At 63.9% G+C, this 17,450-nt stretch carries 12 protein-coding genes; 5 read left to right on the forward strand and 7 right to left on the reverse strand.

Annotated elements, in window-relative coordinates; translation table 11 throughout:
- The first annotated feature begins 159 nt into the window (after positions 1 to 159).
- Together AC25MA_RS17200 and AC25MA_RS17205 are read left to right on the forward strand one after the other, a co-directional pair.
- On the forward strand, positions 160 to 4,440 hold the full coding sequence (locus tag AC25MA_RS17200; RefSeq protein ID WP_349738985.1) for a deaminase domain-containing protein: 4,281 nt from the start codon (positions 160 to 162) through the stop codon (positions 4,438 to 4,440).
- A gap of 126 nt (positions 4,441 to 4,566) precedes the next feature.
- A complete protein-coding gene (locus AC25MA_RS17205) occupies positions 4,567 to 5,757 on the forward strand; it encodes an MFS transporter (RefSeq protein ID WP_028691078.1) in 1,191 nt (396 codons plus the stop codon).
- Positions 5,758 to 5,788: 31 nt separating this feature from the next.
- Here AC25MA_RS17205 and ydiJ read toward each other — a convergent pair whose 3' ends face one another.
- Positions 5,789 to 8,806, reverse strand: coding sequence for a D-2-hydroxyglutarate dehydrogenase YdiJ (ydiJ, locus tag AC25MA_RS17210; protein WP_486972234.1), 3,018 nt, complete (start codon positions 8,804 to 8,806; stop codon positions 5,789 to 5,791).
- A gap of 152 nt (positions 8,807 to 8,958) precedes the next feature.
- Here ydiJ and AC25MA_RS17215 point away from each other — a divergent pair, with 152 nt between their 5' ends.
- Positions 8,959 to 9,840 (forward strand): LysR substrate-binding domain-containing protein, encoded by an 882-nt coding sequence (locus AC25MA_RS17215; protein ID WP_028691080.1) that lies wholly within the window; start codon positions 8,959 to 8,961, stop codon positions 9,838 to 9,840.
- 72 nt (positions 9,841 to 9,912) lie between these two features.
- On the opposite strand, the gene AC25MA_RS17220 is transcribed toward AC25MA_RS17215, so the two are convergent.
- The 6 genes from AC25MA_RS17220 to AC25MA_RS17245 all read right to left on the reverse strand — a co-directional run bounded on the left by AC25MA_RS17220 (position 9,913) and on the right by AC25MA_RS17245 (position 16,328).
- A complete protein-coding gene (locus AC25MA_RS17220) occupies positions 9,913 to 11,331 on the reverse strand; it encodes an amino acid permease (protein WP_062574784.1) in 1,419 nt (472 codons plus the stop codon).
- Between the two features lie 654 nt (positions 11,332 to 11,985).
- Positions 11,986 to 13,050: a 23S rRNA pseudouridine(2605) synthase RluB gene (gene rluB, locus AC25MA_RS17225; protein ID WP_028691082.1), complete on the reverse strand. Its 1,065-nt coding sequence runs from the start codon at positions 13,048 to 13,050 to the stop codon at positions 11,986 to 11,988.
- A gap of 174 nt (positions 13,051 to 13,224) precedes the next feature.
- The gene (gene scpB, locus AC25MA_RS17230; RefSeq protein WP_062360641.1) at positions 13,225 to 13,986 is read right to left on the reverse strand and encodes an SMC-Scp complex subunit ScpB; all 762 of its coding nucleotides are present in this window, start codon (positions 13,984 to 13,986) and stop codon (positions 13,225 to 13,227) included.
- A 14-nt stretch (positions 13,987 to 14,000) separates the two neighbouring features.
- On the reverse strand, positions 14,001 to 14,819 hold the full coding sequence (locus AC25MA_RS17235; RefSeq protein WP_486950477.1) for a segregation and condensation protein A: 819 nt from the start codon (positions 14,817 to 14,819) through the stop codon (positions 14,001 to 14,003).
- Between the two features lie 5 nt (positions 14,820 to 14,824).
- Complete coding sequence (locus AC25MA_RS17240) at positions 14,825 to 15,454, reverse strand: L-threonylcarbamoyladenylate synthase (RefSeq protein ID WP_036986145.1); 630 nt, start codon at positions 15,452 to 15,454, stop codon at positions 14,825 to 14,827.
- A gap of 13 nt (positions 15,455 to 15,467) precedes the next feature.
- Positions 15,468 to 16,328, reverse strand: coding sequence for a PHP domain-containing protein (locus AC25MA_RS17245; RefSeq protein ID WP_028691086.1), 861 nt, complete (start codon positions 16,326 to 16,328; stop codon positions 15,468 to 15,470).
- Between the two features lie 67 nt (positions 16,329 to 16,395).
- Here AC25MA_RS17245 and AC25MA_RS17250 point away from each other — a divergent pair, with 67 nt between their 5' ends.
- Complete coding sequence (locus AC25MA_RS17250; protein ID WP_028691087.1) at positions 16,396 to 16,992, forward strand: septation protein A; 597 nt, start codon at positions 16,396 to 16,398, stop codon at positions 16,990 to 16,992.
- A gap of 1 nt (position 16,993) precedes the next feature.
- Positions 16,994 to 17,293 carry a YciI family protein gene (locus AC25MA_RS17255; RefSeq protein WP_028691088.1) on the forward strand — a complete coding sequence of 100 codons (300 nt, stop codon included), beginning with the start codon at positions 16,994 to 16,996 and terminating at the stop codon, positions 17,291 to 17,293.
- Positions 17,294 to 17,450: the final 157 nt, after the last annotated feature.

A 17,450-nucleotide genomic window follows, 5' to 3' on the forward strand; every position in this document is an offset into this window, starting at 1 on the left:
CGCACCGTTCGACAGTGTGAAAACGGCTGACCTGCGGGAGCTTCCCCATCATCACGTTTTCACACCGTCAAGACACCTTTCACGCCACGCCATATCCTCTTACCGCACCGACCTGCCCCACTCCGACAAACTGCGGCCTTCCAAAACGGAGGCTCCCGCATGTTTCGCCGCTCTCATCTCAACGCCGCCGAAAAGGCAAAAATCCTCGCCCTGACTCCCGCCGATGTCATCGTCGTAAGCGAGCTCTCCGGACCTCAGGACATCGCCACCTCGCTTAACGACCATTTCGACCAAGCCTTCGGCGTGGACGCTCTCTATCCGAGAATGCTCATGGATCTGGAGCTCGAGACAGCCCTGGAGACAGCGCTGGGTAGCGAGCACGCCAGGCTGTACCTTAATCGCTTTCTGGGACGCGAGCGCTCTCAGCCAGCGAACCACAACGACTGTGCACTCTTCTACGGCACCTTGGCCGGGCAACTGATCAAGGTTGCCGACACCGGCAGATTTCCTGAGCTGCTACCTGACTCACACCTTGACACACCTTACGCAGTCGCCAGCTTCGCCCAGGCGCTCTGGCACACCTATCCACGCCTGACACGCGCCGTCACCTACCTTGCGGCAACGCTGTTACTCCGCGGCAAACTGAGCGTGAAGCCCCTGCGCCCGCAGCAGCCCAGACTGGAACTCGACGAGCACCTTGACCTTCCCATCCTGGCCACTCACCTGTTCAAAGCGACACCCGGTCAGCATCTCTTCGAGAAACTGCTCAATGAACTGCAGGCCGCATTCTTTTACCAAGGCTTGCACTATCGTTTCGCCACTGCGCGGGAGCGCAAGACAGACAAGCCGGTCAACCAGTATGGGCGCATCACGCTGGATGGCTCCGCCCTGAACGCCCCGGCAGGCCAGGTACTGGATGCCTTGCTGGGCGCTATCACCTTCGACCGCCTGGGCCAACGCCTGGCGGCAGCAGTGCAGTGGGACAGCACGCCGGCAAACGCCCCCGCGTACCGCGCCCTGGTCGAACAGACCTTGATCGATGCACTCTATCCTCCGACCAAGTACCGTCCAGGCCATATCCTCGATTTCGCGCTGTTCAACGCACACAACAAATACCAGCATTTGAGCGAAATTCGCCTCGACCTGATCAACAGCCTGCACAGTCATCTTGGCGGCGTGCCCGCCATGGCAGAACTGGCTGCCGAACTGCTGTTACGCCGCTTCGCACCTGAGCTGCTTATCGACGACGCTCCCGACGACTATCTCTACGATCACGATGTGCGCTGGGCCAACCTGCGCCAAGGTGCCTATCTGCTGCTGGCCCAGCGCAAGCCCGTGACCTTCGCCGCTGCAGAACAAGCTACCGACCTGCCCGACAAGCAGGCTACCCCGGCGTTCGAGGGGGCCTTGGCAGCGACCGTCGCCGAGTGGGTTCAGTTGCAGGGCCTGCTCAAGCAACCTCCACCCTGGTCTAAAGCACAATGGCAACTGGCCTATGACCATTACCTCACCGCCTGGGACCGGGAGAGCCTTCGCGATGTCCCTGATCGCTTCGAGCTGGCTCGGCATGAGCTGCGCCAGGCAGGCATCGATCCGCAGGGCAGCAACGTGGACAACCAACTGCACGTCAATGCCTACCTGGATCACGGAGCAGGCTATCGGCACAGCCAACTGCCGGACGCCACGGCACGTTACGACCACGAGTTCCAGGCATGGCGCCAACGTGCCCGGATGATCTACGCCGATGCAATGCAGCGCTTATTGCGCCATCTGCCCCAAACAGACCAGGACCGACTGAAGAACAGTGATTGGCATTGCCATGCCGTCACATGGCCGACGTACATAGGCCCTATCAAAGGCAGCGTTCCCAGCTACGGAGACTCACCCATCGCGGACTGGAGAATGGAAATCGGCACCCAAGGCATCATCGTCCATCTCTACGGCGACACTGTCGACACCTTCTATGAGCTGTTTCCAGAGAAGCTGACCTGGCGTCGCCATGTCGTTACCAGGACACAACGCGAACGATGGATCGAGACCCTGCCTCTGGACTACACCGACTACAACGAAACCACTATTCCCTGGCAGGTCGCGCCATGGCCAACAATTGTGGAATTGGGCAAAGCGCCGATTGAACATCGCCTGGAAGTATTGATCCGCTATTACGCAGAATCCATCGCTTTGGGCAACTGCGACGCACTGTATGGCATCTGCAAAGGTACGACATCACACGAACAGTTCCTCGCCGAACAGCGCAAGGACAGTATCGGACGCTACCTGTTCAAGCTGCTGTCCAACCTGGTGCCCGGGCTAAGCTGCTTCGGCGTGCGCAATGGTACAGAAGCATTGGGCTGCGGCCTGGACGTACTTGGCACCGCGGGCAGTGCCTTCGTCTTGGGCGGACGCCTCATCAAACCCCTGGCGCGGCTCCATGGCGCAGCTGGCAAAAACGCCAAGGCCCTGCGCCTTGGCATGTTGCGAGCCGCCAGGCACTGGAAGGGCCAGCCACTGCCCACCAGGCTGCATCGCCGCGGCGCAGGCCCCAGCGACTGGCCGGGCGGCACCGACGCACGCACACGGGCCAGCCTCGCCGCAGCGATTCCCCAGCAAAAGCTGCTGCCCGGCCACAAGCCCAATGCCATCAGACTGCTGCTGGGCGAGGGCGACGATATCACCAGAGCGTGGGAAAAAGCCTCCAACCCGGTCGTCTACCCGGTGTTCATCATCCGCGACCCAGACCATGTCGACGCGATCATCAACGGAGTCCCCTATCGCCACCGCATCGGTCAGCCTGCCGGCGTGGCCGAGCGTGTGCGCAATACGCCCCTGCTGTGGGCACAAGACCCTGTACGCCAAGCACCGCCCTATCCGGATGCTCCCGCACAGGGTATCGCGCTTCAGCTGGCGCCACCCGCCAACCAGGCCGGCACGCCCGCCTACGGCCAACAAGTGAGCCACGCCTTCGAGACCATCCGTATCGAACCGCAGCCGATCACCTACCGCGCCAACGGCGCACACGGCGACAGCGTGGCGCAGGTCATGGTGCGCGAGAATCGCCTGGTGCAATACACGCAGGAAATCATTCCCGGCAGAGGACGCCAACCTGCCAGCAGTCGAAGGGCCCTCACCCCCCTGAGCGACGACGAGGCCGATGCCATGGGCCTGCTTAATCCGCCGCACTACTACGAGGACGGCGTACTGGGTTACCCGGTAAGCGAACACTGGTTCGGCCTGCCGGCCGACATGACAGTCGATCAGGTCGCGCTGTTCAGCGGCCACTGCCCACCGGTCCGGCTAGGCCGGTTGATCCGAGGCCTTGCCGACCGTCGCACCTTGCGCGGTGCGCGCGTGCAGTACCTGGACAGCGACTGGTTGTTGGTCGAAGCCGATACCGGCGTATTCTACGGCGCCCCGTTCGACTTCGAAGCCTGGCAGCGCAGCCAGACCGCCGCCTTGCGCCAGGGCACGCTGACCCCCAGCCAGTACCCCATCCCGGCACAGGACACCCGCCTGACCTTTACCCGAGTCACCGACTTGAACGCCATCGCCCAATACCTCGATGTCAGCGAAACCTATCGCATCGTGGCCACCAGGCCGAACCTGCAACAGGACATCGACAACCTCGCCGGCCTGCTGCGCGACTGGGTACGCCACAATCGACGCAGCAATCCACCCAGCGCACCGACCGCCCTGCAGAGCGCACTCGACCAGCTGGAAGAGGCGCAATACCCGGAATTTGCCCGCAACATCCTGACCTCGTCCCGGGCGCAGGATCAACTGGCCGGTTTTTCGCTGAACGATGTAACGGGACTGAACAAAATGATCATCCCCGAATTTCATAACCTGGCCAGCTTCGATGCCGTGGAGCAATTGCATGTCAACGGCGTGCTCAACCTGCTGCTACCCGCCTCGGGCGCACGCAGCGCCTACACCCCACTGAGCGTTGCCCAGATGCTGACCGACGGTGGCATGAGGCAATTGCGCCAACACCTGTCGGGGGCCAATTTCGCTTTTGCCACCGTCACCTTGAGGGACGGCAGCCGCCGCGTGTACTTCGCGTTGTCCGGTGGCCGGGCGAAACGGGGGATCGGTCTCCATCCTCCCGCGCCGGGCCAACAGCCGCCCATCGACTACATTGACGCCCGCGCCCGCATGCAGGGACTGGACCCGGATCCACGCTTCACCCACCTCCCCGTCCTGCGCCGCGCCAACTGGCTGATCATCAAGAACCACTGGCGCCATCTGGATTCCGAGCGCCTGGTCGCCTCGACGATCAACCAGGACTTGCTCGCCCGCAGTGACGAGATCGCCAGCATCAAGGTCTTCACCCTGATGGATACCTGCCGCTCGTGCGGCGGCTTCGTACTGCCGCGCCTGCGTCTTGACTATCCGAACGCTGATTTCAGCGTCAGTTGGCTGCTGCCATACAGCAACTACTGACGCTCCCCACCACCGCGACAGTGGCCCCGCTGGCCACCGTCACCTGCCCCTGCAACCTTAATCCACAGCCCTGCGCCACCAGGCTATGATGACCGCGCCTTGGTCTTATCGTTTCCGGAATCCTTCATGCTTGAGCAGCGCCCCTCCTCCCTCAGGACCACCGCCCAGGTCGTCGCCATTGTCATCTTCACCTTCATCGGCTACCTGAACATCGGCATCCCGCTGGCTGTACTGCCCAGCTACGTGCACAACGACCTTGGCTTCAGCGCCGTGGTTGCCGGCCTGGTCATCAGCGTGCAGTACCTGGCCACCCTGCTCAGCCGCCCCACTGCGAGCCGCATCATCGACAACCTGGGTAGCAAGCGGGCCGTGATGTGGGGCCTGGCCGGCTGTGGCCTGAGCGGAGTGTTCATGCTGGCCTGCCACTTCCTCACACCCTGGCCCTGGCTGAGCCTTGCCTGCTTGCTGGTCGGACGCCTGGTGCTGGGTAGCGCCGAAAGCCTGGTGGGCTCGGGCTCGATCGGCTGGGGCATCGGCCGGGTCGGCTCGCAGAATACCGCCAAGGTGATTTCCTGGAACGGCATCGCCAGCTATGGCGCCCTGGCGATCGGTGCACCTCTGGGAGTACTGATGGCCAAGAGCCTTGGCCTGTGGAGTATCGGCGCCAGCATCATCCTGCTCGGCGTGCTCGGCCTGCTGCTGGCCTGGCCCAAGCGCGCCGCGCCGGTGGTCGCCGGCGTGCGCCTGCCGTTCATGCGAGTGCTGGGCAAGGTGTTCCCCCATGGTTCGGGGCTGGCCCTGGGTTCGATCGGCTTCGGCACCATCGCCACCTTCATCACGCTGTTCTATGCCAGCCGTGACTGGCCCAACGCCGCGCTGACCCTGAGCCTGTTCGGTGCCAGCTTCATCTGCGCGCGCCTGCTTTTCGGCAACCTTATCAACCGCATCGGCGGCTTCCGCGTGGCGATCGCCTGCCTGTCGATTGAGACCCTGGGGTTGCTGATGCTGTGGCTCGCCTCCAGCGCCGAGATGGCCCTGGCCGGTGCGGCGCTGAGCGGTTTCGGATTCTCACTGGTATTTCCCGCGTTAGGGGTGGAAGCCGTGAACCAGGTGTCGCCAGCCAACCGCGGCGCGGCGGTGGGGGCCTATTCCCTGTTCATCGACCTGTCGCTGGGGATCACCGGGCCGCTGGTGGGCGCAGTGGCGGCGGGGTTCGGATTTGCCTCGATGTTCCTGTTCGCGGCGGCAGCAGCGGGATGCGGGTTGTTGTTGAGTTGTTATCTGTACCGACAAGCTCGACTGCAACGGGAGCGATAAACCGGGGGCGCTATGCGCCCCCAGCAATTGACTAGCGCTGCGCGTACTGCAACACCACCTCCAATGGATGACGCAACTGCTTCTCGGTCATGCGCTTGACCTGGCTGCGGCACGAGTAGCCGGTCGCCAATGCCTCACCCTGCTTGTCCAGCTTGGTCGCCCAGGACTGCTCGAAGATGGTCTTCGAGGTTTCCTGGTTGCGCGCTTCATGCCCATAGGTACCGGACATGCCGCAGCAACCGGTGACCTCGGTGACCAGCTTCAGCCCCAGGCGGGCGAACACCTGCTCCCACTGCTTGGTACTGGCTGGCACATTGGTTTTCTCGGTGCAGTGGGCCATCAGGCGGAAGCTGTCGCCCTTGGCCGGCGCCTGCTCGGGCAGCACGTTCATCAGCCACTCCTGGGGCAGCAGCACCGACGGGCACTCCACGCCATCGACCTTCTGGTACTCCTGGCGGTAGACCAGGGTCATCGCCGGATCCAGCCCCACCAACGGCACGCCGCAGTCGGCCAGGGCCTTGAGCTGGGTGGCGTTGCGCAACGCCGCCTTGGCGAAGGCACCGAGGAAACCCTGCACGTGCAACGGCTTGCCGTTGGCGCTATAGGGCGCGAGGAACACCTTGTGCCCCAGGCGGTGGGCCAGCTCGATGAACGAGGCCAACAGTGGCGTCTCGAAATAGCGGGTGAAGGCATCCTGCACCAGCACGATGCTGCGCTCGCGCTGGGCCGGGGTCAGCTCACGCAGGGCCGGCACGCTCGCCACCTGGACCCGGCAACGGGTCAGGGTGGCCTGGAAGTTGAAACGGCTGATCAGCGGGCTGTCGATCATGCCGACCTTGTCCGCCAGCAGCCTGCTCACCCACTTCGAGCCCATCACCGCGTTGTACAGGCCCGGCGCATGGGCCAGGTACGGGATGGTGAACTCCAGCGAGCCGATCAGGTAATCGCGCAACGGGCGCTGGTAGCGGCCGTGGTACAGCTCGAGGAAGCGCGAGCGGAAGTCCGGCACGTTGACCTTGATCGGGCACTGCCCGGCGCAGGACTTGCACGCCAGGCAGCCGGCCATGGCGTCGTATACCTCGTGGGAGAAGTCTTCCTGTCCCTGCTGGCGCGCACGGCTGTTGCGCAGGCGCGCCGGCAGCCCCATGAACCAGGCCCCCTTGCGTTGGGCGGCGGCGAGCACATCGATGTTCGCCTCGCCCTGCAGACGCAGCCATTCGCGGATCAGCGAAGCACGCCCCTTGGGTGAGTGCTGGCGTTCACGAGTGGCCTTCCACGACGGGCACATGGCGTCGTTGGGGTCGTAGTTGTAGCAGGCGCCGTTGCCGTTGCAGTGCACGGCGCTGCCGAAACTTTGCCAAACGCGCTCGTCGATACTGCGGTCAAGGTCACCACGCAGGGTCACGCCATCCACCGGGGTCAGGCCTTCGGCGCTGTCCGACGGGGTGCAGATCTTGCCCGGGTTGAGCTGATTGTATGGATCGAAGGCGCCCTTGAGACGCTGCAATGCCGGGTACAGCTCTCCGAAGTATTCCGGTACGTACTCCGAGCGCAGGCCTTTGCCATGCTCGCCCCAGAGCAGGCCGCCATAGCGCTGGGTCAGCGCCGCCACGGCATCGGAGATCGGCTTGACCAGCGCGGCCTGGGCCGGGTCCTTCATGTCCAGCGCCGGACGCACGTGCAGCACGCCGGCATCGACATGGCCAAACATGCCGTAGGCAAGGCCGTAACCGTCAAGCAGCGCGCGGAAGTCGGCGATGTAGTCAGCCAGCTGCTCCGGCGGCACGGCGGTGTCCTCGACGAACGGCTGTGGCCGCACTTCGCCCTCGACGTTGCCCAGCAGCCCCACCGAACGCTTGCGCATGGTGTAGACCCGGGTGACCGCCTCGGCGCCCTCCGCCAGGGTATGCCCCAGGCGCTCGACGCTGGTGTCGCGCTGCAGGTGGGCGACGAACGCCTCGACCCGGGCATTGACCTCGGCCGGCTCGTCGCCACAGAACTCCACCAGGTTGATACCCAGCGTCGGGCGCTCGGCGTCGGCCGGGAAATACTCGGCGACGCTGTGCCAGACGATGTCCTTCATCGCCAGCATCAGCACCTTGGAGTCAACGGTCTCGATCGACAGCGGCTTGTGCGCCATCAGCGCATTGGCGTCGCGCAGGGCGTCCATGAAGCTGGTGTAGCGCACGTTGACCAGCACCGCGTACTTCGGGATCGGCAGCACATTGAGCTTGGCCTCGACCACATAGCCCAGCGAGCCTTCGGCGCCGCACAGCACGCTGTTGAGGTTGAAGCGACCCTGCTCGTCGCGCAGGTGCGCCAGGTCGTAGCCGGTCAGGCAGCGGTTGAGCTTGGGGAAGGTGCTTTCGATCAGCCCGGCCTGGGTTTGCTGGATCTCGCGGGCCATGCGGTACACCTCGCCGACCCGGCCGGGCGCGGCGCAGGCCTGCTCCAGCGTCGCGTCGTCGATCGGCAGGCTGTGCAGACGCTCGCCACCGAGCAGCACACTGTGCAGCTCGAGCACGTGGTCGCGGGTCTTGCCATAGGTGCAACTGCCCTGGCCGCTGGCGTCGGTGTTGATCATGCCGCCGACGGTGGCGCGGTTGGAGGTCGACAACTCTGGCGCGAAGAACAGCCCATGGGGCTTGAGCGCGGCGTTGAGCTGGTCCTTGACGACGCCCGCCTGGACCCGCACCCAGCGCTGCTCGACGTTGATCTCGAGAATGCTGTTCATGTGCCGCGACAGGTCGACGACGATGCCGTCGGTCAGCGACTGGCCGTTGGTGCCGGTGCCACCGCCACGCGGGGTCAGCTTGATATCGCGAAAGCGCGGCTCGGCCATGAGCGTGGCGACCCGCGCCACATCGTCGGCATCCAATGGGAACACCGCCGCCTGGGGCAGGCGCTGGTAGATGGAGTTGTCGGTGGCCAGCACGGTGCGGGTGCCGTAGTCGGCACTGATCTGGCCACGGAAGCCACTGCTCTTGAGGGCTTCGAGAAACTCGGGATAGTGGGCGGCGGGCGCACGGGGCGGCAGCTGGGCGATCATCGAAGGATGCCTCTTTGATATCGGGCTAATTCACGGAAATCTTGTCACTCCTGCATGAATGACTCATGGGAGGATATCGAACAGGCCAATGTTCCTGTAGTTTCGCGCCAGGGGCAAATGGATATTCCTGCCGCTATCAATGAGCTTTATGAATGAATTACCGCCACCTCACGCCGTCCATGTCGCTGCTACTGGCCTTTGAGGCGGCCGCGCGGCATGAAAGCTATACCCGCGCCGCCGCCGAGCTTTCGCTGACCCAGAGCGCGGTGAGCCGCCAGGTGCAGGCGCTGGAGCAACAGTTGGGGCTCACCCTGTTCCGTCGCGAGGGGCGCCAGGTGCAGCTGACCGATGTCGGCCGCCTGTACCAGCGCGAGCTCAGCGAGGCCCTCGGCCGGATCCGCAGCGCCACCTTGCAGGCCCTGGCCTACCAGTCCGGGGTCGGCACCCTGCGCCTGGCGACCCTGCCGACCTTCGGCTCGAAATGGCTGCTGCCGCGCCTGCATGCGTTCTACAGCGCCCACCCCGGCATGCTGGTACACATTCATTCCCGTATCGAAGCCATCAACTTCGACACCAGCGAGATCGACGCGGCCATCGGCGTGGCCACCCACGACCTGCCCGGACTGGTCTGCCATCGCCTGCACGCCGAGGAACTGGTGGTGATCCTGCCTCCCGAAGCCAAGGTGGACGGGCATTGGAACCCGCAAAGGATGAGCGAGGAGGTACTGCTCAACGTCGCCAACAACCCCCATGCCTGGGGCGAGTGGTTTTCCCACCATGCCCTGCCCCACCGGACGATGCGCCTTGGGCCAAGTTTCGAGCTGACCTCGCATTTGATTCAAGCGGTTCGGGCAGGCATAGGCATTGGCCTGGTGCCCAGAATCCTGGTGCAGGAGGAACTGGCCAGCGGCGAACTTTTCAGCCCGGGCACACCGTTTGCCAGCCAACGCAGCTACTACCTGATCTATCCGCCCAGGAATGAGGCATTGCCTTCGCTGCGGGCGTTTCGCGGCTGGTTGCTCGAACAGATCTGAGGCCGACACAGGCAACAAAAAACCCGATGCCCGTTACCCGGCATCGGGTTCTTTGTTGGTGCGCCTCAGTGCTTACTTGGCGATGCTGCCAGCAGCGCCATTGGCCTGGGAGCCACGCTTGCTCTTCAGTTGGTAGGCCACATACATCACCACCAGCCATACCGGCATGGCGTACACCGATACCTGGATGCCCGGGATCTGCAGCATGATGCCGAGGATCAGCACCACGAAGGCCAGCACCAGGTAGTTGCCGTACGGGTACCACAGCGCCTTGAACAGCGGCTTCTGGCCGGTGCGGTCGAGGTGCTGGCGGAACTTCAGGTGCGAGTAGCTGATCATCGCCCAGTTGATCACCAGGGTCGCCACCACCAGCGACATCAGCAGCTCCAGGGCATTCTGCGGCATCAGGTAGTTGAGCAGTACCGCGATCAGGGTCACGGCCGCCGACACCAGGATCGAACGTACCGGCACGCCGCGACGGTCGACCTTGGCCAGCGCCGCCGGGGCATCGCCCTGCTCGGCCATGCCCAGCAGCATGCGGGCATTGCAGTAGGTGCCGCTGTTGTACACCGACAGCGCCGCGGTCAGGACCACGAAGTTCAGCAGGTGCGCGGCCACGTCGCTACCCAGCAGCGAGAAGACCTGGACGAACGGGCTGCTGCCGTAGCTGCCGCCGGAAGCGTCGATGCTCGCCACCAGGCTGTCCCACGGGGTCAGCGACAGCAGCACCACCAGGGCGCCCACGTAGAAAATCAGGATGCGGTAGATGACCTGGTTGATCGCCTTGGGGATCACGGTCTTCGGCTTGTCGGCCTCGGCTGCGGTGAAGCCGAGCATTTCCAGGCCACCGAAGGAGAACATGATGAAGGCCAGGGCCATCACCAGGCCGCTGACGCCATGCGGGAAGAAGCCGCCATGGGCCCACAGGTTGGTCACCGACGCTTCCGGGCCGCCACTGCCACTGGTCAGCAAGTAGGCGCCCAGGCCGATCATGCCGACGATAGCGGCGACCTTGATGATCGCGAACCAGAACTCGGCCTCGCCGAAGAACTTCACGTTCATCAGGTTGATGGCGTTGATCAGCAGGAAGAACGCCGCCGCGGTCACCCAGGTCGGGATCTCCGGCCACCAGTAATGGACGTACTTGCCCACTGCCGACAGCTCCGACATGCCCACCAGGATGTACAGCACCCAGCAGTTCCAGCCCGACAAGAAGCCGGCGAAACCACCCCAGTACTTGTGTGCAAAGTGGCTGAACGAACCGGCCACCGGCTCTTCGACGATCATCTCGCCGAGCTGGCGCATGATCATGAAGGCGATGAAGCCGCAGATCGCATAGCCGAGGATCATCGACGGACCGGCGGACTTCATCACGCCGGCCGAGCCCAGGAACAATCCGGTGCCGATCGCGCCACCCAGGGCGATCAGTTGGATATGGCGGTTCTTCAAGCCACGCTTGAGCTCGCCAGACTGTGAATTATGTCCACTCATGAACGAAGTCACCTGCTTGTTTTTATCTGTGACGGAATCGGACCCACCGCACTCGTGGCGCAGCGGAATGGGCAAGGTGGTTACCTTGGGTTCTTGGACGGGACTGTCCTGACGGGCGAGGTGCCCGGACGGATCAACCGGGTGTCAGCAAGAGTGCGCGGTACGCAAGGGGGTCACAGGTAAAACGCGGCGCATTGTATACCCCTGCAAACGCGCAGGCGTCAACGCGTTGCATCGTTTCCTGTGGAAAAAACGCACCGGTCCTGGGGTGAAGGCCTGAAAAGGCGGAGTGATCGGCGTACATGGCGCCTCCATTTTGTTGTTTTCGATGCCTGGCTATCCTGCCTGGCTCTGCACACGGCAATGGCGCTATCTCAGCGTTTGGGCAGAGGTTTGGGAAGGGGGGAAAGGGTGTCGGGGAGGCTCTGGCGCGCAAGTCTTGGAAAGATTTTGTGACGAAGAGCGGTAAATCACTGGCAAGCCGAGGAAAAGGCCTCGAATCGTATAATTTTCTTTACATAGTGGTTTGAAAATTTGCCACTGGCCGGGAAAATTTCTGTCTGTTCAGGTACTTGGGGCCGATTTGCCCCGTGCCATAAACCGCAGCCACAAAAAAGCCAGCCCGAAGGCTGGCTCTTTCGCTACCGGGGTGAATCAGCCACGCGGCTTGCCGCGGCCACGGCCGGCAGGCTTGTCGCCCTCGGGACGGGCCGGACGCTTGCGCATCTCGCTCGGGCGCTCGGCCACCGTGCTGCCACGACCACTCTTGCGCGGCGCAGACTCTTCACGCGGCGCGCGCGCCGGGCGCTCGGCCTTACCTTCGGCAGCCGGACGCAAGGTGCGCACACGCTCGCCACGCCCCAGCGGACGGGTCGACTTGCGCTGCAGACGCTCGAGCTTGTCCTTGGCCTTGAGCTTCATCTCCGGCAGCGCCACTGGCTGCAGGCCGACTTCGGCGGCCAGGATGTCGATCTCGCCCTGGCTCATTTCGCGCCAGCGGCCCATCGGCAGGTCGGAGTTGAGGAACACCGGGCCGAAACGCACACGCTTCAGGCGGCTGACCACCACGCCCTGTGATTCCCACAGGCGGCGCACTTCACGGTTGCGGCCTTCCATCACCACGCAGTGGTACCAGTGGTTGAAGCCTTCGCCGCCCGGTGCCTTCTGGATGTCAGTGAACTTGGCCGGACCGTCCTCGAGCACCACGCCGGCCTTGAGGCGATCGATCATGTCGTCGTCGACCTCACCGCGCACACGCACGGCGTACTCGCGGTCCATTTCATAGGACGGGTGCATCAGGCGGTTGGCCAGCTCGCCGTCGGTGGTGAACAGCAGCAGGCCGGTGGTGTTGATGTCCAAACGGCCGATATTGATCCAGCGGCCCTCTTTCGGGCGCGGCAGGCGGTCGAACACGGTCGGGCGGCCTTCCGGGTCGTCACGGGTGCAGATTTCGCCGTCGGGCTTGTTGTACATGATCACGCGGCGGGTCGCCTCGGCGGCCTCGACACGCTTGATCAGCTTGCCGTCTACGGTGATGGCGTCGTGCAGGTCGACGCGCAGGCCCAGGGTGGCCTCGACGCCGTTGACCTTGATACGGCCCTGGCCGATCCAGGCCTCGACGTCACGACGCGAGCCGACGCCGATGCGCGCCAGCACTTTCTGCAGCTTTTCGCCGGACGGCGGGGTAGGTTGTTGGTCTTGCAGGTCTTTGTCACTCATCTGGGCACCTCCCGGTGTAGTAGTGAAAGCGGGCGCGCATCATACGCGGTTCGGCGGGGGAACGCACTGGAGGGTAGAAGGTTTTTGATGATAGCTCTGTAGGTTCCGCCCAAAGGTATGCGTTGGCGATGCCAGCCTCATCGCGGGGCAAGCCCGCTCCCACAAAGCCGGCAGTCAGGCCTTTGGTTCATCCTCGGGCTCGATGGACGCCTCATCGCGCAAATCATCGAAATCGGTCTTGAGCCCCTCTTCCATCGCATCCAGCTCAACCAGCAGCGAGCGAAAACTGGTCTCCTCCTTGGACTCCACCTCTTCGCCCTCCTCGTCCAGGCTGGCATCGGCCATGGCTTGCAGATGCGCTGGCACCGGCGCCTCGTCCGGATCGAGCATCGGTTCAGGCTCCAACTCGCGCAACTCGGCCAATGCCGGCAGCTCGTCGAGGCTCTTGAGGTTGAAGTGATCGAGAAACACCTTGGTGGTGGCGAACATCGCCGGCCGGCCAGGCACCTCGCGGTAGCCGACGATACGGATCCACTCGCGCTCCATCAGGGTCTTGATGATGTTGCTGTTGACCGCCACGCCGCGCACGTCCTCGATCTCGCCACGGGTGATGGGCTGGCGATAGGCGATCAGCGCCATGGTTTCCAGCAGCGCGCGGGAATAGCGCTGCGGGCGCTCCTCCCACAGGCGACCGACCCAGGGCGCATAGTCTTCGCGAATCTGCAGGCGATAGCCGCTGGCCACCTCCTTGAGCTCGAAGGCACGGCCGCTGCAGGACTTGCCCAGCACCTCCAGGGCCTTCTTGAAAACAGCGGGGGCCGGGCGCTCGGCCTCCTCGAACAACTCGTGAAGGCGTTCGAGGGATTGCGGCTTGCCCGAGGCAAGCAGGAAGGCCTCGATCAGCGACGCCAGTTCGCGGGGTTCGTTCAGGTTCATCGGTAGTCGTCAGGTCACTCTGCCCGGGCACGGACGTGGATCGGGGCGAAAGGCTCATTTTGCACGAGTTCGATCAGCGATTCCTTCACCAGTTCGAGAATCGCCATGAAGGTCACCACCACGCCGAGCTTGCCCTCCTCGCGGGTGAACAGTTCGACGAAAGGCACGAAGCCACCGCCCTTGAGGCGTTCGAGCACCTCGCTCATGCGCTCGCGGGTCGACAAGGTCTCGCGGGTGATCTGGTGGCTCTCGAACAGGTCGTTGCGGCGCATGACCTCGGCCATGGACAGCAGGATCTCCTCCAGCGCCACCTCCGGCAGCAGCTTGCGCACCTTGGCCTGGGGCGCCTCGAGGCGCGGCACGACGACGTCGCGGCCAACCCGCGGCAGTTCATCGATGCCTTCGGCGGCAGCCTTGAAGCGCTCGTACTCCTGCAGGCGGCGGATCAGTTCGGCGCGCGGGTCGCCCTCCTCTTCCTCGATCTCGCTGGAGCGCGGCAGCAACATGCGCGACTTGATCTCGGCGAGCATGGCGGCCATCACCAGGTACTCGGCGGCCAGTTCCAGGCGCACGCTCTTCATCAGTTCGACATAGCCCATGTACTGGCGAGTGATCTCGGCCACCGGGATGTCGAGGATGTCGATGTTCTGCTTGCGGATCAGGTACAGCAGCAGATCCAGCGGGCCTTCGAAGGCCTCAAGGATCACTTCCAGCGCGTCCGGCGGGATGTACAGGTCCACCGGCAGCTCGGTCAGGGCTTCGCCGTAGACCAGGGCCAATTGCAACTGCTGCGGCGCTTCAGCCTCCAGGGCCGGCGCCTCGGGCGCTTCCAGCTGGCTCACACGTTGACCAGGAACGGCGTGGGGTCGCCGCAGCCTTCACGGATCAGCTCCGGCTCGTCACCGGACAGGTCGATGACGGTCGAAGCCTTCAGGTCGCCGAAGCCACCGTCGATGATCAGGTCGACATGGTGCTCCAGGCGCTGGCGGATCTCGTAGGGATCGGTCATCGGCTCATCGTCACCCGGCAGGATGAGGCTGACGCTCATCAGCGGCTCGCCAAGCTCTTCGAGCAGGGCCAGGACGATGGGGTTGGACGGCACGCGCAAGCCGATGGTACGGCGCTTGTCGTGCAACAACAGGCGCGGCACTTCACGGGTGGCATTGAGGATGAAGGTATAGGGCCCCGGAATGTGCGCCTTGAGCAGGCGGAACGTCGCCGTGTCGATCTTGGCGAAAGTGCCCATCTCGGACAGGTCGCAGCACAGCAGGGTGAAGTTGTGGTTCTTGTCCAACTGGCGCAGGCGGCGCACCCGCTCGATGGCGCCTTTGTCGCCGATCTGGCAGCCCATCGCATAGGCCGAGTCGGTCGGGTAGACCACGACCCCACCCTTGCGGATGATCTCGACCGCCTGCTTGATCAGGCGCGCCTGCGGATTTTCCGCGTGGATCTGGAAAAATTGGCTCACGTAGTCGTCCTGTTCATACCGCCATAGGCTGTTCATGTCGGAATCGGCGCCACAGGGGTGGCAGGTCCTCGGGCAATGGCCGGTAGGCACCGATCTCGCCCCAGGTGCCAGGGCCGTGGAAGTCACTGCCGGCGCTTGCCAGCAAGCCGAACTCACGGGTAAGGATCGACATGGTCCCCACCTGCTCGGGCGGCATCATCCCATTGACCACCTCCAGCGCCTGCCCTCCTGCCTGAATATAGTCGGCAATCAGCCGTCTGCGCTTGCTGCGGGTCAGTTCGTAGTGCATGGGATGGGCCAGGCTCACCCAGGCATTGGACTGGCGCAACGTGGCGACAGTTTCCTCCAGCGTCGGCCAGTGCAGCTTGACGTCCCCCAACTTGCCGGCGCCCAGCCACTTGCGAAAGGCCTCGCCACGGTCCTTGACGAAACCTGCGCGCACCAGGAATTCGGCGAAGTGCGGGCGCGCCGGAGCGTTGCCGCTGTCGCCCAGCTCCTGCTGCACGGCGCGCGCGCCGTCCAGCGCGCCGGGCATGCCCTTGGCCGCCAGCTTGCGGTCGATTTCCTCGGCGCGCAGCCAGCGGCCACGGTGCAGGTTGTCGATGGCCTCGAGCAAGGGCGGGGCACCGAGCGGAAAATCGTAACCCAGCACATGGATGGTGGCGCCGCCCCAGGTGCACGACAACTCCACCCCGCTGATCCACTGCATGCCGTTGTCCAGGCAGGCCTGGCGGGCCTCGGGCAGGCCTTCGAGGGTGTCGTGGTCGGTGAGAGACAGCATCCGCACCCCGTGCTCATGGGCCCGGGCGACCAGTGCCGTGGGCGACATGGCGCCGTCGGAGGCCGTGCTGTGACAGTGCAGATCAACATTCATGGAGGAGCGCTTTCGCAGGAATCGATGTTTGTTATTATGCCGTCACATCCCGCTTCTGGCTGCCACTGTGAAACAATTCATCGATTTCATCCCGCTGCTGCTGTTCTTCATTGTCTACAAACTGGACCCGCGCCCGGTCGAATTCGCCGGCCACGGCTTCGAGTTTGGCGGGATCTACAGCGCCACCGCCATGCTGATCGCCAGCTCCGTGGTGGTCTACGGCGCGCTGTTCCTGCGCCACGGCAAGCTGGAAAAGGGCCAGTTGCTGACCCTGGTCGCCTGCCTGGTGTTCGGCGGCCTGACCCTGGCCTTCCACAGCGAGACCTTCCTCAAATGGAAGGCGCCGGTGGTCAACTGGCTGTTCGCCCTGGCCTTCGCCGGCAGCCACTTCATCGGTGACCGGGTGCTGATCAAGCGCATCATGGGCCACGCCCTGACACTCCCTGAAACAGTCTGGACCCGCCTGAACCTGGCGTGGATCGGCTTCTTCCTGGTGTGCGGCGCCGCCAACCTGTTCGTCGCCTTCACCTTCCAGGACATCTGGGTCGACTTCAAGGTGTTCGGCAGCCTGGGCATGACCGTGCTGTTCCTGGTGGCCCAGGGTGTCTACCTGTCGCGTCACCTGCACGATACCGACCCTTCCACCTCCAAACCCAAGGACTGACATGCTCTACGCCATCATCGCCAGCGACGTCGAAAACTCCCTGGAAAAACGCCTGGCCGCACGCCCCGCCCATATTGAGCGCCTGCAACAGCTCAAGGCCGAGGGCCGTGTGGTGCTTGCCGGCCCGCACCCTGCCATCGACAGCAACGACCCGGGAGCCGCCGGTTTCAGCGGCAGCCTGATCGTCGCCGAGTTCGATTCGCTGGCGTCGGCCCAGGCCTGGGCCGACGCCGACCCGTACATCGCCGCGGGCGTCTACGACAAGGTCGTGGTCAAGCCATTCAAGCAAGTCCTGCCATAAACGGGCTGTTGAGCACAGGCCTTGTGGTAGCAGGCCAAGGCCGCGCCGACAAAGCCTGCTTCTTGCCACACCCCGCGCTGCGCTATTCATAAATTCCGACAACCGGCCGACAACCTCCTGAATCGATACGAATCAGGAGTTCCAATGCGTCAAGGTC

Source organism: Pseudomonas sp. P65(2024), from assembly GCF_057480955.1.

Coding starts and splice junctions, on each gene's coding strand:
- AC25MA_RS17200 (WP_349738985.1), top strand. CDS start 160: ATGTTTCGCCGCTCTCATCTCAACGCCGCCGAAAAGGCAAAAATCCTC.
- AC25MA_RS17205 (WP_028691078.1), top strand. CDS start 4,567: ATGCTTGAGCAGCGCCCCTCCTCCCTCAGGACCACCGCCCAGGTCGTC.
- ydiJ (WP_486972234.1), bottom strand. CDS start 8,806: ATGATCGCCCAGCTGCCGCCCCGTGCGCCCGCCGCCCACTATCCCGAG.
- AC25MA_RS17215 (WP_028691080.1), top strand. CDS start 8,959: ATGAATTACCGCCACCTCACGCCGTCCATGTCGCTGCTACTGGCCTTT.
- AC25MA_RS17220 (WP_062574784.1), bottom strand. CDS start 11,331: ATGAGTGGACATAATTCACAGTCTGGCGAGCTCAAGCGTGGCTTGAAG.
- rluB (WP_028691082.1), bottom strand. CDS start 13,050: ATGAGTGACAAAGACCTGCAAGACCAACAACCTACCCCGCCGTCCGGC.
- scpB (WP_062360641.1), bottom strand. CDS start 13,986: ATGAACCTGAACGAACCCCGCGAACTGGCGTCGCTGATCGAGGCCTTC.
- AC25MA_RS17245 (WP_028691086.1), bottom strand. CDS start 16,328: ATGAATGTTGATCTGCACTGTCACAGCACGGCCTCCGACGGCGCCATG.
- AC25MA_RS17255 (WP_028691088.1), top strand. CDS start 16,994: ATGCTCTACGCCATCATCGCCAGCGACGTCGAAAACTCCCTGGAAAAA.